General features: G+C 42.4%; 27 protein-coding genes, 1 tRNA gene and 2 pseudogenes. 13 read left to right on the top strand and 17 right to left on the bottom strand.

What is annotated here, in order from left to right:
• Positions 1–53: 53 nt before the first annotated feature.
• From ACP5L5_RS02185 to ACP5L5_RS02160, 6 genes and pseudogenes are all read right to left on the bottom strand, one after another.
• Entirely contained in the window at positions 54–854 is an 801-nt protein-coding gene (locus ACP5L5_RS02185) for a hypothetical protein (RefSeq protein ID WP_428761293.1), read from the bottom strand.
• Between the two features lie 5 nt (positions 855–859).
• A complete protein-coding gene (locus tag ACP5L5_RS02180) occupies positions 860–1,168 on the bottom strand; it encodes a hypothetical protein (RefSeq protein ID WP_428761292.1) in 309 nt (102 codons plus the stop codon).
• Positions 1,169–1,294: 126 nt separating this feature from the next.
• The gene (locus ACP5L5_RS02175; RefSeq protein ID WP_048056853.1) at positions 1,295–1,480 is read right to left on the bottom strand and encodes a hypothetical protein; all 186 of its coding nucleotides are present in this window, start codon (positions 1,478–1,480) and stop codon (positions 1,295–1,297) included.
• Positions 1,481–1,514: 34 nt separating this feature from the next.
• Positions 1,515–2,393 (bottom strand): annotated as a pseudogene (locus ACP5L5_RS02170) (helicase-related protein); the annotation flags it as partial.
• Positions 2,378–3,190: a C2H2-type zinc finger protein gene (locus ACP5L5_RS02165; protein ID WP_428761508.1), complete on the bottom strand. Its 813-nt coding sequence runs from the start codon at positions 3,188–3,190 to the stop codon at positions 2,378–2,380. The pseudogene ACP5L5_RS02170 and the gene ACP5L5_RS02165, both read right to left, overlap by 16 nt.
• A 280-nt stretch (positions 3,191–3,470) precedes the next feature.
• A pseudogene (locus ACP5L5_RS02160) lies at positions 3,471–3,866 on the bottom strand (DEAD/DEAH box helicase family protein); the annotation flags it as partial.
• 1,234 nt (positions 3,867–5,100) lie between these two features.
• On the opposite strand from ACP5L5_RS02160, the gene ACP5L5_RS02155 reads away from it, so the two are divergent.
• Both ACP5L5_RS02155 and ACP5L5_RS02150 read left to right on the top strand, forming a co-directional pair.
• A complete protein-coding gene (locus ACP5L5_RS02155; RefSeq protein ID WP_428761290.1) occupies positions 5,101–6,720 on the top strand; it encodes a hypothetical protein in 1,620 nt (539 codons plus the stop codon).
• A 67-nt stretch (positions 6,721–6,787) separates the two neighbouring features.
• Positions 6,788–7,804 (top strand): SIS domain-containing protein, encoded by a 1,017-nt coding sequence (locus ACP5L5_RS02150; RefSeq protein ID WP_428761289.1) that lies wholly within the window; start codon positions 6,788–6,790, stop codon positions 7,802–7,804.
• On the opposite strand, the gene ACP5L5_RS02145 is transcribed toward ACP5L5_RS02150, so the two are convergent.
• From ACP5L5_RS02145 to ACP5L5_RS02125, 5 genes are all read right to left on the bottom strand, one after another.
• Positions 7,776–8,966 carry an MFS transporter gene (locus ACP5L5_RS02145; RefSeq protein ID WP_428761287.1) on the bottom strand — a complete coding sequence of 397 codons (1,191 nt, stop codon included), beginning with the start codon at positions 8,964–8,966 and terminating at the stop codon, positions 7,776–7,778. The two genes, ACP5L5_RS02150 and ACP5L5_RS02145, sit on opposite strands and share 29 nt — an antisense overlap.
• Positions 8,967–9,024: 58 nt before the next feature.
• Positions 9,025–9,930 (bottom strand): branched-chain amino acid transaminase, encoded by a 906-nt coding sequence (locus ACP5L5_RS02140; RefSeq protein ID WP_428761285.1) that lies wholly within the window; start codon positions 9,928–9,930, stop codon positions 9,025–9,027.
• Between the two features lie 60 nt (positions 9,931–9,990).
• Positions 9,991–10,347, bottom strand: a complete 357-nt coding sequence (locus tag ACP5L5_RS02135; RefSeq protein WP_048057167.1) for a metal-dependent transcriptional regulator — start codon at positions 10,345–10,347, stop codon at positions 9,991–9,993.
• Positions 10,348–10,456: 109 nt separating this feature from the next.
• A complete protein-coding gene (locus tag ACP5L5_RS02130; protein WP_428761283.1) occupies positions 10,457–11,707 on the bottom strand; it encodes an NRAMP family divalent metal transporter in 1,251 nt (416 codons plus the stop codon).
• Between the two features lie 68 nt (positions 11,708–11,775).
• Entirely contained in the window at positions 11,776–12,975 is a 1,200-nt protein-coding gene (locus tag ACP5L5_RS02125) for an MFS transporter (RefSeq protein WP_428761281.1), read from the bottom strand.
• A 151-nt stretch (positions 12,976–13,126) separates the two neighbouring features.
• Between ACP5L5_RS02125 and ACP5L5_RS02120 the strand changes: the two genes are divergently transcribed.
• Positions 13,127–15,058, top strand: coding sequence for a S53 family peptidase (locus ACP5L5_RS02120; protein ID WP_428761279.1), 1,932 nt, complete (start codon positions 13,127–13,129; stop codon positions 15,056–15,058).
• Between the two features lie 63 nt (positions 15,059–15,121).
• Here the strand turns inward: ACP5L5_RS02120 and ACP5L5_RS02115 are convergent, their stop codons facing one another.
• Positions 15,122–15,712: a MarC family protein gene (locus ACP5L5_RS02115; protein ID WP_428761277.1), complete on the bottom strand. Its 591-nt coding sequence runs from the start codon at positions 15,710–15,712 to the stop codon at positions 15,122–15,124.
• Positions 15,713–15,825: 113 nt separating this feature from the next.
• On the opposite strand from ACP5L5_RS02115, the gene ACP5L5_RS02110 reads away from it, so the two are divergent.
• The 3 genes from ACP5L5_RS02110 (at position 15,826) to ACP5L5_RS02100 (ending at position 16,788) form a co-directional block, all read left to right on the top strand.
• Positions 15,826–16,161: an AbrB/MazE/SpoVT family DNA-binding domain-containing protein gene (locus tag ACP5L5_RS02110; protein ID WP_428761275.1), complete on the top strand. Its 336-nt coding sequence runs from the start codon at positions 15,826–15,828 to the stop codon at positions 16,159–16,161.
• A gap of 49 nt (positions 16,162–16,210) precedes the next feature.
• The gene (locus tag ACP5L5_RS02105; RefSeq protein WP_013337492.1) at positions 16,211–16,366 is read left to right on the top strand and encodes a 50S ribosomal protein L40e; all 156 of its coding nucleotides are present in this window, start codon (positions 16,211–16,213) and stop codon (positions 16,364–16,366) included.
• A gap of 110 nt (positions 16,367–16,476) precedes the next feature.
• Positions 16,477–16,788 (top strand): hypothetical protein, encoded by a 312-nt coding sequence (locus ACP5L5_RS02100; RefSeq protein ID WP_013604119.1) that lies wholly within the window; start codon positions 16,477–16,479, stop codon positions 16,786–16,788.
• A gap of 27 nt (positions 16,789–16,815) precedes the next feature.
• On the opposite strand, the gene ACP5L5_RS02095 is transcribed toward ACP5L5_RS02100, so the two are convergent.
• Entirely contained in the window at positions 16,816–18,198 is a 1,383-nt protein-coding gene (locus tag ACP5L5_RS02095) for a bifunctional hydroxymethylpyrimidine kinase/phosphomethylpyrimidine kinase (protein ID WP_428761273.1), read from the bottom strand.
• A 113-nt stretch (positions 18,199–18,311) separates the two neighbouring features.
• On the opposite strand from ACP5L5_RS02095, the gene ACP5L5_RS02090 reads away from it, so the two are divergent.
• Positions 18,312–18,680, top strand: coding sequence for a hypothetical protein (locus tag ACP5L5_RS02090; RefSeq protein WP_013604121.1), 369 nt, complete (start codon positions 18,312–18,314; stop codon positions 18,678–18,680).
• 43 nt (positions 18,681–18,723) lie between these two features.
• Complete coding sequence (locus tag ACP5L5_RS02085; RefSeq protein WP_428761271.1) at positions 18,724–19,020, top strand: hypothetical protein; 297 nt, start codon at positions 18,724–18,726, stop codon at positions 19,018–19,020.
• Here the strand turns inward: ACP5L5_RS02085 and ACP5L5_RS02080 are convergent.
• Complete coding sequence (locus tag ACP5L5_RS02080; protein ID WP_428761270.1) at positions 19,017–19,352, bottom strand: signal recognition particle subunit SRP19/SEC65 family protein; 336 nt, start codon at positions 19,350–19,352, stop codon at positions 19,017–19,019. The two genes, ACP5L5_RS02085 and ACP5L5_RS02080, sit on opposite strands and share 4 nt — an antisense overlap.
• A gap of 41 nt (positions 19,353–19,393) precedes the next feature.
• Positions 19,394–19,795: a 30S ribosomal protein S8e gene (locus tag ACP5L5_RS02075; protein ID WP_428761268.1), complete on the bottom strand. Its 402-nt coding sequence runs from the start codon at positions 19,793–19,795 to the stop codon at positions 19,394–19,396.
• A 139-nt stretch (positions 19,796–19,934) separates the two neighbouring features.
• Between ACP5L5_RS02075 and ACP5L5_RS02070 the strand changes: the two genes are divergently transcribed.
• From ACP5L5_RS02070 to ACP5L5_RS02060, 3 genes are all read left to right on the top strand, one after another.
• The gene (locus tag ACP5L5_RS02070) at positions 19,935–21,296 is read left to right on the top strand and encodes a 4Fe-4S dicluster domain-containing protein (protein WP_428761266.1); all 1,362 of its coding nucleotides are present in this window, start codon (positions 19,935–19,937) and stop codon (positions 21,294–21,296) included.
• Between the two features lie 54 nt (positions 21,297–21,350).
• Positions 21,351–21,614 carry a hypothetical protein gene (locus ACP5L5_RS02065; RefSeq protein ID WP_013604126.1) on the top strand — a complete coding sequence of 88 codons (264 nt, stop codon included), beginning with the start codon at positions 21,351–21,353 and terminating at the stop codon, positions 21,612–21,614.
• Between the two features lie 99 nt (positions 21,615–21,713).
• A tRNA-Pro gene (locus ACP5L5_RS02060) sits at positions 21,714–21,849 on the top strand.
• A gap of 82 nt (positions 21,850–21,931) precedes the next feature.
• Here ACP5L5_RS02060 and ACP5L5_RS02055 read toward each other — a convergent pair.
• Complete coding sequence (locus ACP5L5_RS02055) at positions 21,932–22,294, bottom strand: TA0938 family protein (RefSeq protein WP_428761264.1); 363 nt, start codon at positions 22,292–22,294, stop codon at positions 21,932–21,934.
• Positions 22,295–22,556: 262 nt separating this feature from the next.
• Between ACP5L5_RS02055 and ACP5L5_RS02050 the strand changes: the two genes are divergently transcribed.
• Complete coding sequence (locus ACP5L5_RS02050) at positions 22,557–22,949, top strand: 30S ribosomal protein S8 (protein WP_013604128.1); 393 nt, start codon at positions 22,557–22,559, stop codon at positions 22,947–22,949.
• A gap of 40 nt (positions 22,950–22,989) precedes the next feature.
• Positions 22,990–23,625 (top strand): 50S ribosomal protein L32e, encoded by a 636-nt coding sequence (locus ACP5L5_RS02045; protein ID WP_428761262.1) that lies wholly within the window; start codon positions 22,990–22,992, stop codon positions 23,623–23,625.
• Here ACP5L5_RS02045 and ACP5L5_RS02040 read toward each other — a convergent pair whose 3' ends face one another.
• On the bottom strand, positions 23,626–25,545 hold the full coding sequence (locus ACP5L5_RS02040; RefSeq protein ID WP_428761260.1) for a prolyl oligopeptidase family serine peptidase: 1,920 nt from the start codon (positions 25,543–25,545) through the stop codon (positions 23,626–23,628). It lies immediately after the preceding gene.
• Between the last annotated feature and the right edge of the window lie 24 nt (positions 25,546–25,569).

Genomic DNA, 25,569 nt, shown 5'->3' with positions numbered 1-25,569 from the left:
GTGCCTTATTATTTAAATGCATTAGCTTAATTAGTTCCTCTAGAATTTAGTCATTATTTGTTATTACTAATTATTCCATTAATTGTGAAGTAATATGTATTATTTACATACTTATTAATAATTATTGTGACGTAAAAACTACCAGTGATTTTCGCGAATTCACTACATAGTTTTTCGCTTGGTGAAACGTATAAAGTGTAATCTATGATTCCAACGTAAATGGTGTAGTTACGCGTTCGCTGGGTCATACTAAAAACACCTGTATAATGAAGTGTGATATTTATGTTATCATAATTATGATTAATCTTGCTCATTAATTCCTTGCTTAAACCCTCAGAGGTCTCTGTTATATTATCGGCATGTATTGTTATATTTTCTCTCAAGTCATTAACGATATTATTGACTAATTGTGAATAGTAACATAAATTGAATGGATACACGGTAGTAATCGTTCCCTCAATACTATTAGATTGGATAAGTGCTTGAATTGTTACCTGGTAAATTGTTACATTTCCTTCTCCATAAATCTCATAATTAATCACTCTATATCTTGCGATATTTCCTGTTTTATTACTAATAATATTGAGGGCTTCACTTAACATATTCGTCATATTCATAGCAATAATGCTACATGAATAATTCATTGGATTCGCAATAAGCATGCATGCATTATTCCGTAATATCTGGGGTAATGTATTATTCAGTTGCTTAAATACGTTCGTCGACAATAGGTAATTATTCTCAAGGGTTAATGCCCTCGATGTCTCATTATTTACGTAATTCATTAAGTACGTGGTTAATACAATCATTACCAGTAATACTATTAGTATGGGTAGTAACGATTTATAAATCATTTACATCACCTAGTATAAGTAACGTAAACATTAACCTCCAACTGCGAGTTGTTAACCGTGATCCTTGGGCATATAATTAAATAATTACTCGATATTACCTCATTAGTTATTATTATGTGATCGAGATCAGCATCGCCCGTAAAATTACCTAATTGGCATTTGGTGAATAGGTAAGTTCCCATGGATGCCTTATAATCAATTATAGAGAGTTTTACCAATAGGTTTGTCAGGAATATGGCGAAAATGAGTATTACGATTACTAGGGTTATGGAGATCAACATGTCAGGAAATATTAAGGAATCTGCGAGTGCCATTCATGATCACCACGGCGTAATTACTAACGGAGCCTGTTAAGTATAGTATATTTAATATGAAACCTGTTATCATAATGATCATGATCAGAATCATCAGTATTAGGACTGATGTTAATAGATATCTAATCATTTAATCACCCCATTGATCCACTGAATAATGGTATTAAGTTCCTTGATCAATAGAATATTATTTCTCAATAATTCCGCATATAATGTGGCAATGATTATCGACAATATCGTAGATACTACCATGAGTATTAATGCGCCATATTCCTGGAAAAGTATGTTCATTAGTTCCTCAAGAAGCTTCACAATTAATTACTCCACAACTCAATATATAAGTCACTCAGGGATTCGACGATTTAAATAACGACATACTGCTAATTACATGATTTACTAAACGCCTAATCTCATCAGCCAAGTATCTCCTACACTCGATTTCGAGAACCTCACCCTTAACATGCCTCTCCTCACTAAGGGCCTCCTCAATCGTGTTCCTGACCACCACCTCATAGACCCTAGCCTCAACCTTATCATCACTAGCCCTAACAACACGACCAACCCTCTGAATCATCTGTCTCTGGGAGCCTGTCCCCGACAGGATGATTGCCACATCCGCATCAGGCACATCAATACCCTCATCAAGAACCGTCGTCGCCACAATAACCTTGTACACACCCCTGGCAAATGCCTTAAATATGGAGTCCCTGTCACTCGTCTTAGAGGTTATCAATGCAACGATGGGCCCCAACTCCTCCTTAAGGACCTTATACAATTCCTCAGCCTGCCTAATGAATTGCGTAAAGACAATAATCTTACTACCAATGCCGATCTCAGCCTTCACAATATCCTTAGCAATATTAATTTTGGCACTGGCCATACTGGCTATGTTCCTCAGGACAATCGCATTATCACCAGCCCTCTCATAACTCCTCCTCTCCTCAGGCGTTAAGTCAACGTAAATCCTAAAGTGCCTAACGGGGACGACTAGCCTAGCCTCAACCATATCCCTATAATCAGCCTGGTAAACAAGATCGCCGGCGCTTAGGAAGATCAGGTGCTCATTATTATCGCTCCTCTTTGGCGTAGCAGACAAAGCCAACCTAAACGGCGCCCTAAGCCTAAACGCAACCTCCTTAAAGGTATCGGCAGGAACGTGGTGACAATTATGCACTACTACCCCATCAGCCACAAAACTATGATCCTCCTCTACCTCAATGTCATAAACGAATTCACCTTCCCTGGAAATGCCTCCAGTGCTATCGGTTTGATCAATTCCAGGAATTTCTTCGCCTCCCTCATATTCGGTGTATGTAGGAAGTAGTAATTGCGATATTGTGAAATGCTGAATGTTAGGTCCCAATTCGTCTTTAACCACTGTACCAGCTCCCTGTTCTCCTCCAAGGTATAACCCTCCGTATGAAGAGAAATTACGATATAACCATTTTTCCCCATACTTATTGACCCATCGTCCAGGAACCAAACTGCCAATGCTGTCGGAGTCTTTATCATATTCAGGAACTCCCTGGTTATTGTTTTCCGCCCATTTACGTAAGCCACCTTGTAAATCTCCGTTAGCTCTGGATGGCAGATAGTTTGAAATCTGTAGACGTCCCCGTAAGCCCCGTACTTCGTATTCCTTTCCAACCTTGGTGGCGACTTCACGATATTTTTTAGTTTCGAGTACTTCCACATTAAGTACTCGTACTGGGATAAAGCATGAACCACCGTTAGTCTTGCATTCTTCGCCCTTGGTGGTGGAATTGATAGATACCCATCCCCAAGTACCGTACCTAACACTATTTCCCTCTGTTCTTCCGTCAATCTCGGTAATGAAGCTAATCTCCTCTCCTCCCTCATTCTTACCATATTCCTTATTTGCTGAACTCCCTCTTCTCTGTGAAGTAACCACCGTTTCTGAGACCTCATCCCTTGAAGCTCTGGGTTGTGAGCCGTCACGTAATGTCCCCCAAGGGCTTGAGCTGTCTTGAATTCTTTCCCGCAAATTCTGCATTTGTACATCATAAAAGTATACCACATCGCCTCTCTTTAACGTTATCGCTTGTTTCCATCCATCCTTAGTTAGGATCAGGTGATCCTCAGTTAATACTATCTCTCCCCTTTCATGAGTAACTCTTACTAACCTCTTAATGAGTGGTATCTTGAAGTAGTTCGTTATACGCATAAAGCGTCCTTTATGCGTCAGAACCTTCACTGGTAAGCGCTTCTCCACGACCTCACCTATGGGCATTAATCCTCTATCTGTGACTATCAATGCATCGTAAGGTAAGCATTCATCAAACACCACCATGTCGAACTTATCGCTTATTTCTGCTATTTTATTAACGGCTGAGTTGTAAATTGCTACTGTGACCTCCCTAATATCGTCAAAACCACCACCCAGCCTACCAGCCCTAATGCCTAAGTGTCTCATTATTCTCTCGTACCACTGGTTCATTAGTTCCTCCGTAATTACCAGGATTATTGTCGGTACCTTAGTAACGGCTAGAGCTTTGAGTGCTATGAAGGTTTTTCCACCGCCGGTTGGCACAACAATAGTACCTCTCTTACCGGCCTTCAGCCAGTAATCGAGGGCCTTTTCCTGAAAGGGTAGGAGCCTTATTTCATCCTTAGGTATTTGTATGGTTCTCGGGCTCCATGGGACCTCAGAAACCCTATAGCCACTCTTTACCAGCATGTCCTTAATCGTCTCTCTGATGAATACGGGGAATCTAATGATGACTTTATCCTCAGTTCTTACTATATCGTCCTTACGTATAAGTCTCAAATCATGCTTATTGAGGTTTCCTTCCTTATCAACCACGTAGTATGGAACGGTGAGGCCCCTCAACTTTTCATAAAGCTCCTTAGATAGGAAGTGTAATTCGACATTGTCTAGGTCAAGTTTAGCGGTCCACCACTCAACCCTCCGCCTAAACAATTCCCTCAACCTATCATTGGCTAGGGCAAACTCCCTAGCCCTCTTGATGGCTAATTCCAGGTCACCAATTAGGGGCTTATTGGCGAATAAACTCCTTATGTTCTCTACGGCCTTATCCACGTACTCCTCAAATGAAGATGCACTGCCTATGAAGTTTCTATCACTTTTCACAAACTCCCTTATTAGGCATGATAAGGATATCACGTATACACCACCCTCCTCACTCAATATGCAGCTGCTTGGTAATGCCTCAAGACCAGCAAGGCTCTCGACACCTATGGCGCCTCCCGACGAGTTCACTACCACAGCTCTCATTACCCTCTCAAGCTCATCACCTGTCAGGTCTAGGAGATCCTTAAGCTCCCTGATTAATGATAAGGAATAAACCTTACCAGACCAATACTCACCATTCCACTTAAAACCAAGCTCCTTCAACCTATCCTTAACCCTCGATACCCTATCCCACGGCCACTCCCTCCTAATCTCAACATCGCCATTTATAACAACCCTAAATCGCATTTTATGAATAGCCAATATAACTGGAGTTTAAATCCATATTTTAAGCTTGAATTTAAAAATGAGTAATCATCATTTACGAAGCTATATGCGCGCATCACCACACTTATTAAGCAGTCCTGAGTTTCCCACGACCTAAGCCCCACTCTCTGCTATTTACGGCAGTACTAATCGATCAATAGATCATCGATCTTAATCTACCTTAATTATCGATATATTATTGATATTAATAATTTAAGCCAATAATCATGGCTTTAACAAAGGAAATAATTGGACATAGTTCAGGAAGACCCTGGAAACTATGACTAACACCTTAACGAGACAGGCGAGGGCACTACTACGGGTTGGTAAGCCCGGTGTAGGTGATTTTCAACCTAGCTCGAATCACTTTTTATGAATAGGTGGGTTATAAAGAAGTCCCATAAATCAGTAACTCCCGATGAACATGAAAACCACTCCACGCGGGTGGTTTGTCGTGGCTTTAATTGTTGCTATCGCCTCTCTGTCGGTTATCCTCTCACTCCTCATTGCTGTAGAGGCTCTGCCAAGCCCTATTCAGAGCATTAGGTTTGCCTACGGTGTCGCCTCCTACTACAGGTCCCTCCAGTCCTCAGCACCTCCCGGCCTCATTGTTAGGGTCTACGCAATCAATGGCTCTAGGGTGGTGCCAATCTCGGCCTTCGTGGCTGTTTATGGACTGACTCCTAGGCACATTGTCCCAATAGCCTACGGCTTCGGCTCCGTTGTCAACCTACCCTTCAACAACACCAACTGGAGGTTTGTGGCTAATAAATGGTTGTTGTTTAATCCAAGCATCGGTGAGTACAACACATCACTCCTCGTATTCGTCACGTACATAGACCCTGCAACAAATAGGAGTTGGATAACCGCAGTCTCAATACCATACAACATTGGTTGGGTCATGAACAAACAGGGAAGTGTAAGGTACATAGTCCTGACAGCATACATAAACCTAACAACAAAACCATTCAAGCTAATCCCAACAAAACCACCGACAATACCGAGCGACCAACCAATCCAAGTGGGCCCATACACGGTCTATAACTGTAGTGAGCAGGGCCCATCACCACCAACATTCTACGAAGCCGGCTACTACACAACGGTCTACTCGCCAACAACGATGTGCGACGGCTTCACGGGTCCAATACCGCTGGCCTGGGTGACGTGGAGTAACGGAATAGTTAATGAGTATGAGAATTACGGACTAAACCTCGCACTTCAAGCCTCGATTATAGGAGCCACTGATTGGTATGCCACGGGTTACGATAATGGCCAGTTCGGTACGATAGGCGTCTCGTATAGCGAGAATGTCTATTGGGCTGAGAATACAGGCGATATACTTACTAGCTCTGTTGTTGGTGGGGGTAGTATGTATATTTATTATGAGGGTACATTCGCCATAGTTAACTACAGCGAGTACGTATACAACATGCGCCTCGGAATTTACGAGTACGTGGGGCAGGTACCTGTTGTTGAGGTCATAAGTGTATCAACGCCCGCCGGCTCATCAACCTCAACCCAAGCACTCCCAGGTAATTACGACTTCGGTAATGGGCCGATATCGTACATATACAACGGCTTGATACCACTCGCGGAGCAGGAGCTTGGCTACCCAGTCCTAAATCAATCAACTGTGGTAACATACGCAAGCTGGCAAGAGGGGAGTAATGGGCCTGGATGCACAATATTAAACCCAGGTCAAGGACCTAACGAGCTTGCATGGAGCATATTATTGGAGAGCGTTGATGAGCAGTACCGGTTGAGTGGTCCCGAGCTTGGGTATGAGTTGGGTGGCTTGGGGCTTGAAACCGCGAGCTCGGCATTGGCAGAATTCCTAAGGCCCTTCGGCATTTTCGTTGACTTAATAAGCCCACTCGTGCCATTGAACACCCAAATCAACGTTCAACAAACTGCATTAGCAATATATGTACCAACGAGCAACGCGAATTATGTAAATTGGTACGTCACAATAATAACTGCATCTAATGCCTTTGGAATACCAACCTTTGGATTCATAGTGAATGCTACGAGCTACTACCAAAACCCATTCAACAACTTAAACTGCCAGGGCTAGTACATCGACTGCATCATATTTTTACGCGTACTTAAAGCTTACAAAGGCTTTAGTTTTAATAATCCTGATGAACCTGATTGACTACCCGAAATGGCCGTCACTCGCAAGGGAGTCGATACTTAATGTGCCCATGGATCTGAGGAGTGTTAGGTTGAGTATCGATGGTAAGGTCATTGATTATGGTGCTGAGATTGATTCAGTGGTTATTACTGGGATGGGTGGGTCGGGCGTTGTTGGCGATTTATTAAGTGACCTGTGTTGGTTCTGGGATTGTAGGGTGCCCATAATCGTTAGTAAGAACATGAGGTTACCGAGGAGGTTATCGAGGCCTTTGGTCATAGCCATTAGTTACTCGGGCAACACTGCCGAGACTATAATGAGCGCTAATGAGGCTCTGTCCCGGGGATACCCAGTGGTTGGTATTACGACTGGCGGTAAATTAAGTGCGGTACTTAGTGGTAAGGGCGTACCCGTTGTCCTGATTCCAAAGGTCTCGGCGCCCAGGTATGGATTACCGGCACTACTATACCCGGCGTTAATCATCCTTGAGAGATTCGGCATTGCCTCAGTGACTAATGAGTTAGAGAGCGGTATTACCGGGATTGAGAATGCCCTTAAGCACGTTGACGATGCGGTAAACCTGGCCAGGCAGTTAGTGGATTCAATACCCGTGGTTTGGGTTACGGAGAGTAGGCGTGGCGTTGGTATTAGGTTTAAGAACGACCTCAACGAAAACGCCAAGTACTACTCAGTGATTTCCGTAGTGCCTGAGGGTGCTCATAATGACATAGCTGCGGTAATCACAAAGCAAGGCTGTTTAAAGCATGTGGCGATAATGGGACCTAGTGACTATGAGGGCTTGTATGAGGAGGTGCTCATTGACGTGATATCCTCATTCGGGGCAAGGTCAATAATTGTTAAGCTTGAGGGTAAGACACCTCTCGAGACGGAGATTTATGGCGTAACCTACCTAGGAATTGTAACCCTTGCATTAGCTGAATTGTTGGGTGTTGAACCTGTGTCCACGGAACCAATTGATAGGCTCAAGAACCTACTTAATGAGAGGAGGGTATTCCAGGTTTAAATGGTTCAAGGCCTGAGTTTAGGTAAAATCTTGTGAATATAATGGCCACGGTAATTACTGGAACTAGGAGCAGAGCCATTGATAATCTAATTCCAATTAAATCCGCCGAAACTCCAAATAATGCTGGAACCACTATGCCTAGTATGCCTTGAAATGCCGAGAAGTAAGAATTGGCGGTGTTCCTTTCCTCAATACTTGTTCCCCTACTGATCATAAGCGTTGAGAGAGGGTATGTCGAGCCATGAGGTATGCCGAGTATTGCCATAGATGCTATGAATATTGCGTAATTAGGTGATGCGTAGAGCAGGGTAATACCTATTACGGTTAGTACTATGGAAATGGCCATAGGCCTGAATAGACTTCTTGGGATATAAATGGTTAGGTAAAGCCTGGTAAGGAAGGAGGTAAGGAAGAATGGTACGAATGAGAAATAAGCCAAGTATCTACTAACGTGGTATATGCTCTGTGCGTATATTGCTATGAATGCCGTAAAGACAATAAACGGTATACTGTATGTGGAGTTCGCGAGCATGGCCGATATTAAGCCCTTGTTCCTAAGTATCCTACCTGAATCAATGCGTATTCTTGGTTCCCTAGGGTCTGGCGGGAATCGTACCCTAAATGATAGGGCGAGGGAGAGTATTGCCAGTGGTATAAACAGTAGGAATACGTACCTATAGCCAAATCGGGTCAACAAGTATGTTTCAAATAATGGACCCACAACTAAACTCGTACTAAGGGCTAGGGTATAGAGCACAAGTAATCTCTCTGCGGTGGTTTGATCACCTATAATACTTGCTGATGTCATTATGTTGGGCATTATTAAGCCATACGCAAATCCAGTAAGTATAGATACTAACCAGATACTGAGGGAATTAGCTAGGGAGTACATTGGCAGTAGGATTATTATTAATGCATTTGAAATAATGAATAGTAACCTCCTTGTTGACCCAGGTAATCTAGCATTAATAAATAGAATAGATGTGAGATTTACGGCAGTAACCAATGATGCCAACAAACCAACTAAATAATTAGAGAATAATAGGTCATACCTAGCCAGTAAAGGTGCTGTGGTTCCGATCATGTTATTTGTTGCACGTATGGCGAAGGTCATTAGGAATATCGTAATTGCATAATAAATAATTTCTCGATTGATACGCACAATAATCAACGGAAGACCTATTACTTAAAAACCATTTGATTTAATAAATCATTGATCATTAGTAAATCGGTGTGAGCCAGTTCTTGTACTTGCTGACCCTACCGTGAACCACATCCATATAATAACTCCTTACCTTGAGGGCTATTGGGCCTGGTTCTCCATTACCAATGACCCTACCGTCAATGTTTACTACCGGAGTTACCTCAGCAGCAGTTCCCGTGAAGAAGACCTCATCCGCCGTATATAATTCCTCCCTGGTAATTCTTTTCTCAGTAACTGTTAAGCCTAGGTCCCTTGCTATTGTGATTATGGTATCTCTCGTAATACCCTCGAGTATTGAGTCATATACTGGTGGTGTGTATAGTATGCCGTCCTTAATAATGAATATGTTCTCCCCGCTTCCCTCAGCAACATAACCGTCGCGGTTAAGTAATATGGCCTCATCAAATCCCGACACCTTGGCATCTATTATTGCAATTACAGAATTAACGTAAATGCCACTTACCTTGGCCTTCATTGGGAACATGGAATTATGAACCCTTAACCAACTAACTACCTTGGCCTTAATGCCCTTAGGTTCTAGGTAATGTCCGAAGGGTACCGTTATTATTGCTGTGGTTACATCAAGGTTCCTAATGTCTAGGTTAACGGTACTTGCAGATACAAAGGTTATTGGTCTTATATAAACATCCTCATGCACATCATTGGCTCTCAATAGTTCCACGGTTGCATCAATTAGCTCATCAACGCTATAACCAACTTTAATGCTCATTATCTTAGCCGAGTCGTGAAACCTAACGTAATGATCCCTAGCCCTAAATACATATAGATTATTATTGTCAGAATTCCAGTAAGCCCTTATACCTTCGAATATTGATGTACCGTAATGTAGCGCATGCGTGAGTATTGGTATTGTAGCTTCCTTTTCAGGTATTAACTTACCATTAACCCATACGTACTTCATTAAGTGTTGCACTATAGGCTCCTTATTAAGCATTATCATTTATATAGTATATTTGTTCAATCACGAGTTAGGGCTAGGTATATCCCTGCCATGGGGGCATTTATTTGGCCTTCCCAGGTAATCATAAAGCTTCTCTACAACCTCCTCGGGTAATGCATCGTCGAACATCTTAGCCAGTTCGCAGGCCTTATCGGGGTCAATACCTGCCTTGACAAGTAGGGTTTCAATAACTCTATGGGCTCTGATTAATGAGTTCATTTCCTTAATGCCCTCATCAGTAATGAAGATGCCATTATCTCTCTTCTCCACGAAACCCTTCCTAATCAAGTGATTTACCTCCTCGTAAGCGCTTGCGGTTGATATGCCGAGAGCCTTAGCAACACTGAATATTGTGGCCCCAGAACCCTTCTCATTCATCCCCTTAATTACTAATAGGTATAGAAATTCTCTATTGGATATCCTCACGCTCAGACCCAACTACTACACTTAATAAAGATCTAATTAAACCTTATTCCTTAGGCATCGCCTAAATTGCCATTATTGCGGCGTAAATACCTGAAACGACGAGCATAGTTGTTACCACATAAAGCACAATAGTTCGAGCCCTACTTATTGCATACTCCCCAACGACATCTTTCCTCGAAACTAGGCTTATCAATAAGTAGGTGGGTATGGCGAGGGCTATGGCGTTGAAGACCATGATCCCCAATATTAAGTTAACGAGGTCTCTCATGAATATTATTATCAGGGCAGCGGGTACAACCTCAACCACGTAAAATGCGTAAAAGCCCCTGGCCTCACACATCCTCTTACTAAGTCCTGAGGGCCAATTGAAGTACTCGCTAAGTCCATAGGCGAAGCCCAGGCTTATCACGAATATGGCGAGTAACGCCGCTGCTATCATGCCTATGGCAGCTACTACGAACCAGTACGGACTAATGATCTTGTCAATGGAAAGAAGTGCTGATTGAAAGCCATCAACAACCCCACCCTTAATCCTAAGCCAATAACCAACCAATAGGCTACCAATCATTAACACCTCACTTATTATGGCGCCCATAATCGTCTCAAATCTCTCATGAGTATAATGCTCCCTTCTTAACCCCTTATCGACAATCGCCGATTGCTGGTAATAAAGCATCCAGGGCATTACCACAGCACCAATGTTGGCCGCGAGTAATGTAACGTATAATGAATTAATGTATGAACTAGGTGTGAAAATAGACAGAAATGCATCAAAAGTCTCCTGAGGTTTCACAGGTACTACTGCGAAAGCAGTTATGTAAACGAGAATAAATGCGGAAATAATCAATAATATATTCTCAACCCTCTTATATGAACCACCCATTAGTATTATGGCCGTATGGAATGTCAGTATCAGGATCACGGAAACGAAGACAGGAATTCCAAAGAGAAGTCCTATTGCTGATATTGCTGCGTACTCGCTGACATACGCAGCGCCATCTATGATGAGCATCGCGATTAATGATATCGCCACAATCTTCTCGCCATAAACCTCCTTAAGCAAGGTCCCCATACCCTTACCACTACCTAATGCTGCCCTTATGGTCAATTCCTGAATAAAGTACAGGGGTATAATTAGGAGTATAAGCCAGGGAACCATGGCCAAGCCCATGTAATAACCACTCTGCATTGCCGTAAGTATACTCGGCGCATCGACGTCAGCAAGCATGGTTAACCAACCAGGACCTAGCAGTACCCTAAGTGAATCACCAATATCTCTAATATTTCTCGATACTCTCTCCTGAAAATTCACGCCAGAGTCACAAAAAGACCCGATTAATTAATATTTTTCCTGTGGCAACTAAAGAAATAAGACATGCATTAAGTACCGTGAACAATCCTAATCCTTCCCTCAACGCCCCTTAGTAATGCATAGAATAGCACCACGGCAATGGCGTAGAGTACGGAAGTTATGTACAGGGGCAGGTCTAAATAACCAATATCCATTAGGTAACCACCGATGCCTGGGCCGACGGCTCGCGGTATTGAGGATATCATATTCCAAATACCGAATACACGACCTCTCTCTTCCCTAGGCACTAATTCATTAATGAGTGATGTCAGTAATGGGTTTGCCATGTTCATGAGCGTATTCCTAATTATGAAAAGAGCTAGTAACAATGGTAGGTCGTATATTAACGGCATTATTGCAAGTACGACCGTGGCCAAGCCCTCAAGTGTTACCACGGAAATCACCCTACTACGTAGTAGTCTTGATATTGTCGGTGCCATTAACGTGCCCAGGGCTAGTGTGGCGTTGGATATGGCGTAGACAATGCCCAGGCTGGCAATGTTTATGTGAAACTTAAGATAGAACCAAAGGCTAAATAGTGGTATTATCACGCCAGCCCCAAGGCCAATTAACGCCTCGGGCAACAGTCTCTTTATTAGCCATGATGAACGCAGCCTACCCAAATCCCTAAGGCTGATCTTCTCAATCTTTGCATTCACGATGACCGGGTCCAAATGCCTAATTGCATTGAGCACTAGAGGTATTGTTAGGTAAACGGCTATTGCCTCGGCTATGAAGATTAGCTCGTAACCAAGACGCCCGAGGTAGCTGGGTAGAACGGCCATTGCAGAACCAACAACGCTAAAGACTACGTTGAAGGATGATGATAGGCTAAAAACCTCATCCGAGACGTTTCTCTGCTTAGCGAATTCACCAATTATGGCTGTCAGTACCACGTACCGATTGAATAATGCGGTCATTAGGTAAGCGGTTGAAACGATTATGGGTACGCCAGTGGTCATTAGTAGTATTAGGGAGCCGCTGATTATGGACAGTACCGTGAAGAGCCTGACCTTGTCCATGTAGTCCGTTAGATAACCAGTAATTAATGAGCCAAGGGCATTTATCAATGAGAAGAGCCCAAGTACAATGCCGATGAGCGTGGTCGAAATCCCAATGCCTAGCATGTAGATTGAGAGGATGACGGAATTAGCACCCCAAATAATACCACTTAGGGAATTAGCCGTTACTAGGAGGAAACCAATACGACTAATTCGTCTGAACGACATTAGGCATTGATTAAGGACCTGGGTTAATAAGGCATATTCTTCATTTGGAATAGAAAATTTGAACAACAAAGTAATTAATAGAATAATTGATCAAAGGGAATATTGATATAAAGAGAAATGTTTAAAAACAATAAGAGCAACTAATTAATCTATGACGAGCCTGGCAAGGGCAATACCAATAGTAACAGCGCTAATACTAATCATGGCAATGGTGATAATAGCCCACGCCCAAGCACCCCCACCACCAGGCCCATCAACAACTCCGCAATACTTCACATGCACCGAGGTAATACCAACGGTATCAGGTTCTACCTTGAGCCACGTAATTATTTGGTTGAGGCTTAATAACGTGACCACATCCAATGGCTTACTATACCTCCTAAGCCAAACGTATTACAACCCATTTAGTCCGTATTACCACGAATTCATTACTCCTCAGGAGTTTGCTAAGTGGTATTCGCCACCTAGTTACGTCTTTAGTCACATAACGAATCTCGCTGAGAAGTACGGTCTAATCGTTAATTACACCTTCCCAATGCTCATTGAAGCCACGGGCAATGCATCGGCAGTAGACAACTTCCTAATGGCCCTACAATCAGCACCAAGCAACATACAACAATGGATACTATCGGGTGAGTGCATACCAATAGGTTACTTCTACGTAAATAGTGTTACGCCGTCTTATAAGCCGCAGTACGTAGCTATTCCTTTAAATACAACAAACATGAACTCCGTATTAACTACCAATGTTACAGTAATAAATGGAGTACCAATGCAAATAAGGTATCATCAGGTGGAAATATGGCTACCTAAGGGCCTTGAATTTATTTATGATGAATTACCACTGCTCTCCAGCGGTTACGCAGGTAAAGGCTTGACAATAGCTATTGTTGATGCCTTTGGTGATGTTAACTTCACATTGGCCGGTCAATATGTTTACCAGAACGTTGCTTGCAATGACCTGGCAACCTTTAATTCTCTCTTCGGCTTACCACCAGCCTCATGCACAATCATCTACCCAACTGGTACGCCGGTACTTACGTCAAGTGATCTAAGTACTGCAAAGGGTTGGTCCTACGAGACAGCCCTGGATATTGAGTATGCCCACACAATGGCCCCTGGCGCCAAGATACTCCTTGTTATATCGCCAACGTCAGGTGATGATCTATTCACAGATATTGAGTACGTTGTTGCTCATCACCTAGCCAACTTCATAAGCCTTAGCTGGGCCTCGCCTGAGGATGCGTATTACATGCCACCTCCATCGTATAACCTACTTTATGGTTACGACGAGATATTCATGCAGGCAGCTGCAGAGGGCATCGGGGTATTTGCAGCAGCGGGTGATTGGGGCGCGTTTGACTTATTCGTTAGTCCCATTGAACCCAGTGTTTGGTATCCGGCCAGTGATCCGTGGGTGACTGGCGTTGGTGGTACGACTCTTAAGGGTGTAATTAGTTATGTAATGACTAATCGTGTTGAATATGCGTGGGATTGGAATAGCCATTACATGTGGGGTACTGGCGGTGGCTACTCCTTCGCCTTCCCAGAGATGCCTGGCCAGGAAATGATACATATTGTTTATGAAAGGACTTACGTTTATGAGCAAGACTTGGGTATTTACTTCTACACGGTTGGGCATAGGGGTGTCCCGGATATTGCAGCTGACGCAGATCCATATACTGGTGTTCTTTTGATTATTAATGGTGAATTATCACCATACATATGGGGTGGTACTAGCCTTGCAACACCATTATCTGCGGGTATGACAACAACGATACAGAGCTACCTTGGCGATTCATTTAATATCGGTGACTTAGCACCCAACCTATACTTACTGTATTACTACTATCCAAGTCAATTCTATGCATGGAGTTCTGCATACCCAACTAGTGGATTCATCAGTGGAATACCTGGAGCTACGTTTGTGACGCTTGGTGGCGAGAATGGGCTTTACTGGGTTATTCAAGGCCAGTGGAACCCAGTTGATGGCCTTGGGCAGATAAATGTATATGGCCTAGCTCACCTATTTCCATACATAACACCGAGGTATCTCTTCGCATCTCAAATGCAGATTGGCTAGGGTAATCATGGAGATTGCCTAAAATTCAAAATTCTTCATTCAGTCTCACTATAATTATTTATACTAAATCAATAATGCCTCCTTAATTCCCTCTATTATTAGTGATACTGCCCATGCCATTATTATCAGGCTCATGAACCTACCAATGAATCTAAGCATGTTGCTCCCAATGAGCCTAATTATTGTGAAGCTGAATCTAATGATTAAGTACGTTATTAATGACGCAATGAGTATGCTAATTATTACCTCGGGCGTTCCATAATAGGTGGTGAAGAGCATTACCGAGGTTATTGCGCCAGGACCAACAAGCATCGGCGTTACTATTGGCGTGAATATGAAGTCCTCTGGGCTTAGGCCCATCGTCCTTGGGGCACCTTCACGGAGTGTGTCAATGCCTATTACCAGGAGTACTATGCCACCCGCTATTCTAAAATCGGTAATGCTTATGTTGAAGGCCCTTAATATGTACGGCCCGGCCACGGCAAAGATCATCAGTAGTGTTGGTACGGCAATAGCAATGATCTTAAGGGCTTTCCTAAAGACCTCGGGTTTTTCAATACCCGGCATACTAATCATTATTGGCAGCGCACCTACTGGATCCACTATTGCAATTAGTTGTGTGGTCATTATTAATACGTCAATTGCAATACTCATTATCCAATGGTGAGGCCTAAGCCCTTTAAAAGAGTTCACTATGTACGTTGTTATGGCATGTTTACATCCTAATTTTTCTAAACCTAATTAGAAACTTTAATAAATAAATCAGTATGTATAATCTTGATATGGCGTCTGGAATTTCTAGGGTAAGGAGAGTTAGGAGAAGTATGGTAATTACTAAACTACCATATGTAACGAAGATATACATAAATTACCAAGTCCTTATACCAGCCAGTTTAGTTAAGGCTCTCAATATTGAAAACGTTTGGTATGCGGACATAACCATTGAGTACTTCGGCCAGGAAATAATGCTTGAGAGGGTTAAGTTATTGAGGACTAGGAATACGGCGAGTAGGCAGTTCACAATATCAAAGGACATCAGGGAGAAGTATGGCATAAAACCGCTTGATGAGATTAAGATAAAGGCGATAGTACCGGTTGAGTAATTATCATGAAGGTAAAAATATAAAAAGGCCCTTATCTCCATAAACCACGATGCCTATCAGTGACCCCGAAAAGCTTAGAATAGCTGTTGAGCATAGATTCAATTACTGGATATGCAGGGAATGCGGGGCCAGGAACCCACCGGGTGCCGAGAAGTGCAGGAGATGTAAGAGCAAGAACCTAAGACCCAAAAGATTCAAGAGGTAAATTACTCAATCCCTGCCTTATTCTTAGTGTATTACCTAACTACGCATATTTATCGTTAACACTGTCGGTGCTTAGATAAAAATATAAAGAGGTGGTTTGAGCTTTATGTAATGGAGGACGAGGATAGGTACGAGGAAGAGCCTGAAAACGAAGGAGGAAATGAGGAAATGACGAGCGGTGAGGATTACTCATCACTTGTTGATAAGGCACCTGAGTGGAGTGTTGGTGTGATACTGTATAATGGCAATGCTTATCCATTGGCCAAGTCCAAGTTTAAGAGGAGTGAGTATTACTTCTCACCGAGTTGGAGGCCTGTGGCTAAGAATGTCAGTGGCGAGGTTGTTGTTCTTAGGGATGGAAAGGTTAGCAAGTACAAGATAAGTAGGCGCGGGGATAAGTACCTTCAGGTTGTTTTAATTTAGTGATGCTTTACCGCAGTATTATTATTATTAAAACCGATTCTCGTTAATACGCCTTAATATCGCCAATAACTTACTAACAACCTCCGTTGGATTTCTACCAAGTATTATGATCTCAGGTTCCTTACCCCAATCACCAAGGTGGTAAATAACGTCAGGAACCCTACCAGCGTTCTTTATGGCTTGCTCAGTGCCCCAGGGTATTGATGCACCCTCCCTAGCCTTAACCTCAGGTGGTTCCTGTCTCCTATCGTAACTGCTAACCACATAACCAAGTTTCCTCGCAGTCTCTATTACCTTATCGTCATACTTAATATTCATTGCAGACCTAACCTCAGGGTCATGCCTCATAGCAGTAAGTATATAATTAGCCACATGGGAACTAACGCCAAAGGCCGGTGGGCCGCTCGGCTTGGCCTTACCCATGTATTTAATAATCCTGCCAGGCACGGCAGCAACATCATTTAAGTCCCTAGCATAAAACGCGGGTAATGCATAGCCTAGGTTTGACTGAACCTCGGGTATGTAATTCCCAATTAGGTCGGCATTATCCTCGATAATCCTCAACGCCTTATTTAATTCATCAATAACATCAGCCCTATAGGCCCTAAGCTCGAGCCACGCCATTGGATTGACGGGGCCGTGGCCATGGCCAAGAGGTAATGAGTACTTAATGGCCGTGGTTATAAATTCCTTAGCCAGTTTAATAGCGTCCCAAGGACTTAAACCCTTAGCTAATCCAGCGGCTATGGCTGCTGAGAATGAGCAACCAGTGCCGTGTGTATTCTTTGTATCTATTCTGGGAGCCCTCAACTCCCTATACTCACCTGAATCTCTGAAGTAAACAATGTCAATACTCTCATTACCAGTTAAGTGACCACCCTTGATAATAACAATCTCTGGGTGAAGTTCTTCGGCAATAAACTTAGCAGCCCTCTTAGCATCATCTAGTGTTTCGACACGGAAACCAGCAAGGTGGGAAGCCTCAGGCGCGTTTGGAGTTACGATCTTAGAAATGGGTATTATTACACGCCTTAGTGTTTCCATGGCCTCAGGCCTAATGAGAGGATCACCACTCTTTGCGTACATCACAGGATCAACAACAAGCTGGAATCCCCATCTCCTTACTGCACGGGCTGCAGCCTCCATGATTTGCGAACTACTTAACATGCCTGTCTTAGCTGCATCAACACCTATGTCCTCGGCCACAGTATTTATCTGGTTCTCAACTACTAATGGGTCAATCTCCTGGACGGCCTTAACACCAAGGGTATTTTGTGCTGTTACTGCCGTTAATGCGACCATGCCATAAACCCCAAGTGCATGAAACGTCTTTAGATCAGCCGTAATACCAGCACCACCACCTGAATCAAGACCTGCTATTGTTAATGCCCTAGGTATTCTCATGCTCATACAAATAATTCACTTATTATAATCATATAAATCTTTTATTAATTGTTATTGACGAAGGAGTTCAGTGAAAGTAATTTATAAATCGTAATGATAATTAAAGTATTGGTGAGAAAATGAGGAAGGCCTTGGAAATATTCCTCGTAATATTAATCACATTAGTAACGCCAATTATTGCACATGCTTCACAGAACATTGATAACCTTAATAATGCAGCGACTAATGTGACGAGTACGATAAATGGCTTCATGGACTCAATAACTAATGGTACTGAGAATATTATTAATACAGCATTGGCGGACCTGATATCCTTCACTAATTTCTTAAAGAGTGTGATATACAGTGCTTCCGAAGCACTCGCAATACTTTTTGGCATTATTGGTGGGTTCCTATGGCTTAGTGGCATAAGTCCATATAGGGGTAGAAGACTCGTTATATCAGCGATACTACTTGCGTTATTGGCTATAATAATAATTCACATATGAGAGAGCAAATAATATAAACGAGCTAAGCGGTTCAGTGAGGCATATGTTCGTAAGGATCCTCGAAAGGATGGGGTTCAGGAAAAGTGATGATGATAATTACTGGTTTAAGGATTATGGAAATAACGTAGTATTAAAGGTAATGTCTGCGGGTTCTAGTGAAATAGAGATTGAACTTAACATGCCCATACCCACGGATGTTAACCCATCCTCACTCGATAAGCCTGAGGACATAATTAATTTAATAGTTAACTCACCAACAAATAAGAACCTATTATTGTCATTACTTCGTGCAATTAACGATATGATGAACCTAAGGCTAGTAATTAACATGAGCAATTAGACGCCCTTTAACTGCACCGTGGTTTGCCTAATTCTAATTATTTCCTTGGCTATTAGCATGAGCAGCCTCCTCTTATTCATTGAACCAAATCTCTTAATTACTGAGTCCTTCCTAACAGCAATGTAACCATATGGGCCATCAAACCAATTACTCGGGTGCTTCTTGTCGCCATAAACCTCGAATTCAAGGCCCAGGTTACTAACTGCCTTAACCAACTCCTCGATTGTTGGGGACCTCACAGCCATACTACTTGGAACTCTCCTACCAAAGCCCCTACTCCTACTTGAGTCGAAGTACACCGTCCATATAATCCAATAATCACTCTTATCCACGATTAATCAGGAAAACACTAATTAATAATGCTTTACTGGGGCTACTTCTCAAGGAGCACCGCATTTACTACGCCATCCTGTCCAGGCCTTGACGTGACCACGGCTCTGCCTCTCTCTGTCTCGATAATTGCGCCCTTAACGATAATATCCCTCTTAGCCAATTCCCTATTTGCTGGTGTTTCAAGGACTCTGAGAATCTTCACCTTAACCGCCTTACCCTCCTTAGGTATGTACAGATTTGCATATTGAGCACCCACAATTTTAACCTTAACATTACCACCAAAGACCCTAATTACATTCCTAGTGTCATTGCTTGACAATGTTGTGTTTGTTGGTGAGCCGCCGCCCAGTGCCTTCTTCTTAACCTTATATGGCCTAGCCCTATAACCACCAGTAGGCTTCTTGGTGTCCCTGTCTTGGTAAAAGCTCAGTAGCTTAACCACGAAGACCCAACGCGAGTATTGCCTTTAAAAGATTTTGTTCCGTAAGGTATGGAATTATGATACCTAGTATTAATGAAGGACATTATTCCTTACCAATATGCACATTTTGCACAGATAATAATGTATTAAGGTATTGATGATGAAAATCAAACAGGTAATGAATGAGTATAGACATGAAAAAGCACCTACAGACTTAGTGGAGAAGCTTCATAGTAGGATTGGGCTTAAGCTAGATCGCTATGACTTAATTAGGCTAAGGGAGTCGTTGATTGCGAAGGTACGGAATAATAGGAACCTAGTCATTTCCCTGGGTCTATGCGTGGGTTGTGGTGCGTGCCTAACGGTATGCCCCGCATATTTAGCAACACGTAATATTAAGAACTCACCAATAGGGAGAATAACACTGGCTAAGCTATTAATACGTAGTTATTTTGATAGTAAACTAATTAATGAGGCGTATACGTACTTCTGGCAGTGCCTCACGTGTAGGAGATGTGCATGGGTCTGTCCCTTCGGTGTTGATATTGCTGATATATCGAGAACCATTAGGTCACTACTCTATGAAATTGGCTTGGCTCCTAACTACGTGGCTGGAGTAATTAATAACCTGGAATTCACTGGAAACTTCCTAGGCCTACCCGAGGACGCCCTTAAGGAAATAATACTAAATTTGGTTGATGAAGTAAGGCTTGAGAAGGGCGTTTACGTTAATATTAAGATTAATGAGCCTGCCTACGCATTATTGCTCCCATCGGCTTGTGCCGATTATACCGTAGCAATAAATACATTTAAGGGTTACATACTACTACTTAATGAATTAGGTATAGACTTTACCCTAAGTACAAAGACACCGGACATAACAAATTACGGCTTATTCATGGATGAAAGACACATGAGGTTAATAGCCGAGAAAATTGTTGAAGAGGCACGTAGGTTGGGCGTGAAGCTTGTAATAGCCGGTGAATGTGGACATGGTTGGAGGGTGTTTAAGAATTACGTAATACCAAGGCTTAGGGAGTATGGCATTGAAGGAACGCACATACTCTATATAGCCGCGGATGCTATAAGGAGGAATTTAATTAGGCTCGATTCTTTAGTTAATAGTGATTTAGTGTATATATACATGGATCCATGTCACTACGCAAGAGGTGGGGATCTGGTTAAGGAGCCGAGGTTCATCATGAATAGTGTGGTGTCGCGTTACATAGAGTTGAATGAAAGACCTGAATTAGCTATATGCTGTGGAGGAACAAGTGGAATGCTAGCGAGGGAGATGGAGGAATTATCCATTAAGTACGCAGAACTCTGGTACCAAAGAGTAGTCAATAAGGGCGCTAATTGCATTGTAGTGCCATGCGCAGCCTGCAAATTACAAATGGACAGGGTATTACCAAAACTAAATAAAATGCATAGCCAAGAGGTAACATTCACAGGGTTAATGGACCTAATATACAGAGCCATGATACCGAAGAAGGGCAATGAGGGTAAGGCCGTGTCCTAACCGCAACCCTAATGGATAATGGTTTATTAGTATTTACTTTCTATTTCCAACTCAATGATTGACTACGCACTTTATAAACGTGTTATGGAGTTCTTAGCTAACTACCTAGGCCTTAGGAATAAGTCGTTGTGCATGAGCGTTCTTCACTATAACGAAGTATTAAACGGCGTAAAGATGCTCATTGCGATTTATCAAGTAGATACAGGGGAATTAATTACATATTGCGTGGTAAAATTCGATAACGTTATGAATAGGGCGGAACCATTATGTAATGAGGATAGAAAATACATAGAGAGAATATATGAAGAAGTATTATGATAAAATAAACCTACCGGGATTTGAGAGGAGGAAGCATTAATTACCTAAAACACAGTATCACAGAAACACATAAAAACTAACTATTGAGACTTAAGGTGCGGGGCCGTAGTCTAGCCTGGCTAGGATGCCGGCCTGGGGCACCAGCCCCGATGAATGGGTTGGCACGAAGCCGGTGAACCCGGTCGCATACCTTAATGGGTATGCGGGGTATGTTCAAATCCCGGCGGCCCCACCAAATTAATTATTTAATCCTTACATTATCGATCAGTGAATTTTTATTGAGTTATATGTGATTTATTAAAAATAAAAGCGAAGGATTATGTTTTAGTTAAGTTAAACATTGGTTCATTTATGGATATTTCTTTACTATTTTCACTTTCGATTCTTATGGTTCTTTCTCCTCCATTTATGGAGATTGATATTACTTTTATTCTTGATTTACCGCTTATTGTAATTATTCTCTCTATTATTTTCCTAAATTCCTTATAATGATCTCCACAGCAGAAGTATAATTTCATGCCGGCCACTTCTTGGTAAAAACCTATCCATGGCTTACCACACATCTTGCACCTAAGGGTGCCGTCAATACTTAAGTAAGTCCCTGTTCTTCTGTTGTCGCCGCATAAAGCGCATCCCGTGTATTCATCGCCAACTATTCTGCCATTAATTAGGACAATCATAATTTAACTAATTATTCGGCTTTATTTTATTGTATTTTGAGGTTTCTAATCTTTTATGAACAGTTATATTTATTAATATTTTATCTAATATAAGTACATAGAAATATATTCAATAACATGCTTACGATAAAATCAAGCATTTAAATCCTAAGGAGATATTTTTAATGCTATGATGTTAGGGAGTACGGCTGAGCCTTGATGACGTGGTCCTTCACTGATGGTTCAGTAAAGTTTTTAATTTGCGGATCTGTGCGTTGGTTGTATGGTAATGCTTGACGTCCTATCCAGCGCTTTAATGATGATAAAGAATGCGGAGGCTAGGGGACATAGGGAAGTGATTATTTGGCCGTCTTCTAAGCTTGTGGGTAATGTTCTTAGGGTTATGCAGAGATATGGTTATGTTGGTGAGATTGAGTTCATTGAGGATGGTAGGGGTGGTAAGTTCAAGGTTCAACTCCTTGGAAAAATCAATGATGTTGCTGCAATTAAGCCTCGATTTAATGTTAAGGTTTCCGAGTTAATGGGTTGGGAGGAGAAGTACTTACCGGCCAGGAATGTCGGCATACTAATCCTAAGCACATCAAAGGGTGTATTATCACATCTAGAGGCTAGGCAGTTAAATGTTGGTGGTGTATTAGTTGCGTATGTTTATTAATGTGGTAAATTTAAAAAGGCATTAACTAGGTGCTTCTGCGATGTCCACGGAAGAGAATAAACCCACGGAGCAGCAAGCAATGGAATCGCAAACAACTAATGAGCAAGTGACTACTCAACAGACTGAGGAGCAGACACCTTCTCAACAGGCAGAGGAACAGGCACAACAGACCCAGCAAGCTCCTGAGCAGGCAGCGGCTAAACCAGAGACTAAGCCTGAGGTTAAGGAGGTGAAGTTACCAAGACCAAGAGTTTCCTTGAGTGATAAGTTGAGACGGTTATTAAGGCTTAGGTTATTGATGGAGAGGAGAGAACCGCGTTGGATGAGGATGGATGAATGGAGGTATCTTAGGGTCGCCCATGGCGAGCACTGGCGTAAGCCCAGGGGTAATGATAATAAGATTAGGCTTGAGATTAAGGGTTACCCGAAGAGGGTTAAGGTTGGTTATAGAAAACCCAAGCTCGTCAGGAACCTACACCCAAGCGGCTTTAAGCTTGTGATTGTTCATAGGCCTGAGGAGGTTGATAAGGTTGACCCTAATACCGAGGCTATCGTCATTGGGAGAACCGTTGGACTTAGGAAGAGAGTCGAGATCGTTAGGAGGGCTATTGAGAGGGGCGTTAGGGTAATGAATGTGACTAAGGACGTAATTGAGGAACTAAAAAGGACTCAGTAATTACGCCTTTAATTTACCGTTGAACCAATCAACGATAGTCCTCAACCTAACAATCCTATGGTTAGGCTTACCAAACCTGGATAGGTCGTGGTTTTCTCCTGGGAATACGACCATCCTGACCTCCTTATTCAAGTACTTCAGTGCCGTGTATAGTTGTATTGCTTGTTCGAACCAGCAACGATAATCCTCTAACGAATGTATTATCAATAGTGGTGTCCTGACGTTCTTCACATACATAATTGGTGATTTAGCCATGTAATTCTCTAGATTTGACCAGAAGTCCCTATCCTCATTCCCGCCTATTTGGTCATTGGCGAAGTAAGGACCAATATCACTCGCACCAAAGAAACTAATCCAGTTAGATATTGATCTGTCAGTGATTGCCGTCCTGAACCTATCTGTGTGGGTTATTATCCAGTTAGTCATGAACCCACCATACGAACCACCAATAACACCCAACCTATTCGGGTCTATAAAGTCATAGTTCTTAATTACATAGTCAAGCCCCTCCATTAAATCCTCATAATCCCTCTCGCCATAATGCCCACGTATATCTGCGAATTCCTCATCATAACCATCACTGCCCCTTGGATTCATGAAGATAACGGCAAAGCCCTCGTTAGCTAACAACTGGAACTCAAACATGAACGAGTAACCATAAGCGGTCTTTGGACCGCCGTGAATCTCAAGGATCGCTGGGTATTTAACACCTTGTTTAATTTCGATAGGTCTCATTACCCAACCCTCAACCTCTCTACCATCACTAGCGTGGAACCTAAATGGTTCAGGTCTCGAAAGCTCTACAGAATCAACCCAGTCATTGAGGTTTGTTATCCTTTCCTCACTGCCATTATACCATTTATACAATTCAGTAGGTCTTAGTGGATCCATGGATATGAAGTATATTGTACCGTCCTTCATGACCACGAAATCCTCAACACTCCTCTCACTGCCAATCACTGTCTCAACACCACCATGGACATTAGCCCTAGCAAGCTTTGCTAACCCGCCATCCATCATTATGAAGTAAACCCAATCATTGACCCACTGAAGCTTGATTGGCGGTGGTGAACCCCTAACATCACTATTGAGGCTGTTACCAACATTCCTATCAACACCCTTCATCAAATCAACCACCTCACCACCCTCTGATCTTATGAGTAAAACGTGGTCATGAGTCACAAGGCCTCTATGAAGATCATTACCAATTAACGCAAGGTATTTTCCGTCCTGTGACCACTTGATCACCGATACGCTATAGTTACTTAATACGGTGTATCTCTCATTACTCTCTAGGTTTAGCACCCAGACCTCATTCCTATACGGTTTAAACCTGCTGGTACTTACAACCACCGCAACCCTCTTACCACTAGGCTCTACATCGTACGTAACAACATTAAAGTCACCGCTTGTAATCTGCCTTATGGTGCCATTCAGATCAAGCGAGAACAGGTGCGACTTAAACGTATGTATGAAACCCCTACCATTAAACCAAAGAGGCCATTCATCAACGAACTTCACATCCTCCTGTATCGGACCAACATTACTAATGAAGTACATGGTATCATTAATTATACGTAAATTACTAACACCACCCTCAATATGTGCGATCTTTACGGCCTCTCCATTAAAGGGCAAATACCAAACCTCAACGCCTGTTTTATCCTTACCGAGACCTCTCCTTGATAGGAATACTAAGCCCTTATTTCCACTTAGGATCCTTGGTGAAAAATCACTATTACCCCTAGTAACCTGCCTCAAAACCTTACCGTCAAAAATCCAGATATTCCTTTCATAATCCTCGAGAGAATCCGCTATTTTCGAAACCGTAAAAGCAATGATATTATTATCAGCATCCGCGTCCAAATCATGAATCATCCTCACTAATTTCAAGTCATCAACCGTTAACCTCCTACCCATCATTAATACGGATAATTAATAAGC

The organism is Vulcanisaeta sp. (assembly GCF_049966235.1).
GTDB classification, from domain to species: Archaea; Thermoproteota; Thermoprotei; order Thermoproteales; family Thermocladiaceae; genus Vulcanisaeta; species Vulcanisaeta moutnovskia.
The sequence above is the reverse complement of the archived record's forward strand: the minus strand, read 5'-3'. Positions and strand labels throughout refer to the sequence as shown.

What these genes read in the sequence shown, in the direction of transcription:
- ACP5L5_RS02185 (WP_428761293.1), bottom strand. Translation starts at nt 854, where the DNA reads ATGATTTATAAATCGTTACTACCCATACTAATAGTATTACTGGTAATG.
- ACP5L5_RS02180 (WP_428761292.1), bottom strand. Translation starts at nt 1,168, where the DNA reads ATGGCACTCGCAGATTCCTTAATATTTCCTGACATGTTGATCTCCATA.
- ACP5L5_RS02165 (WP_428761508.1), bottom strand. Translation starts at nt 3,190, where the DNA reads ATGTACAAATGCAGAATTTGCGGGAAAGAATTCAAGACAGCTCAAGCC.
- ACP5L5_RS02150 (WP_428761289.1), top strand. Translation starts at nt 6,788, where the DNA reads ATGAACCTGATTGACTACCCGAAATGGCCGTCACTCGCAAGGGAGTCG.
- ACP5L5_RS02140 (WP_428761285.1), bottom strand. Translation starts at nt 9,930, where the DNA reads ATGAAGTACGTATGGGTTAATGGTAAGTTAATACCTGAAAAGGAAGCT.
- ACP5L5_RS02135 (WP_048057167.1), bottom strand. Translation starts at nt 10,347, where the DNA reads ATGAATGAGAAGGGTTCTGGGGCCACAATATTCAGTGTTGCTAAGGCT.
- ACP5L5_RS02125 (WP_428761281.1), bottom strand. Translation starts at nt 12,975, where the DNA reads ATGTCGTTCAGACGAATTAGTCGTATTGGTTTCCTCCTAGTAACGGCT.
- ACP5L5_RS02120 (WP_428761279.1), top strand. Translation starts at nt 13,127, where the DNA reads ATGACGAGCCTGGCAAGGGCAATACCAATAGTAACAGCGCTAATACTA.
- ACP5L5_RS02115 (WP_428761277.1), bottom strand. Translation starts at nt 15,712, where the DNA reads ATGAGTATTGCAATTGACGTATTAATAATGACCACACAACTAATTGCA.
- ACP5L5_RS02110 (WP_428761275.1), top strand. Translation starts at nt 15,826, where the DNA reads ATGTATAATCTTGATATGGCGTCTGGAATTTCTAGGGTAAGGAGAGTT.
- ACP5L5_RS02105 (WP_013337492.1), top strand. Translation starts at nt 16,211, where the DNA reads ATGCCTATCAGTGACCCCGAAAAGCTTAGAATAGCTGTTGAGCATAGA.
- ACP5L5_RS02100 (WP_013604119.1), top strand. Translation starts at nt 16,477, where the DNA reads ATGGAGGACGAGGATAGGTACGAGGAAGAGCCTGAAAACGAAGGAGGA.
- ACP5L5_RS02095 (WP_428761273.1), bottom strand. Translation starts at nt 18,198, where the DNA reads ATGAGCATGAGAATACCTAGGGCATTAACAATAGCAGGTCTTGATTCA.
- ACP5L5_RS02090 (WP_013604121.1), top strand. Translation starts at nt 18,312, where the DNA reads ATGAGGAAGGCCTTGGAAATATTCCTCGTAATATTAATCACATTAGTA.
- ACP5L5_RS02085 (WP_428761271.1), top strand. Translation starts at nt 18,724, where the DNA reads ATGTTCGTAAGGATCCTCGAAAGGATGGGGTTCAGGAAAAGTGATGAT.
- ACP5L5_RS02070 (WP_428761266.1), top strand. Translation starts at nt 19,935, where the DNA reads ATGAAAATCAAACAGGTAATGAATGAGTATAGACATGAAAAAGCACCT.
- ACP5L5_RS02065 (WP_013604126.1), top strand. Translation starts at nt 21,351, where the DNA reads ATGATTGACTACGCACTTTATAAACGTGTTATGGAGTTCTTAGCTAAC.
- ACP5L5_RS02055 (WP_428761264.1), bottom strand. Translation starts at nt 22,294, where the DNA reads ATGATTGTCCTAATTAATGGCAGAATAGTTGGCGATGAATACACGGGA.
- ACP5L5_RS02050 (WP_013604128.1), top strand. Translation starts at nt 22,557, where the DNA reads ATGGTAATGCTTGACGTCCTATCCAGCGCTTTAATGATGATAAAGAAT.
- ACP5L5_RS02045 (WP_428761262.1), top strand. Translation starts at nt 22,990, where the DNA reads ATGTCCACGGAAGAGAATAAACCCACGGAGCAGCAAGCAATGGAATCG.
- ACP5L5_RS02040 (WP_428761260.1), bottom strand. Translation starts at nt 25,545, where the DNA reads ATGGGTAGGAGGTTAACGGTTGATGACTTGAAATTAGTGAGGATGATT.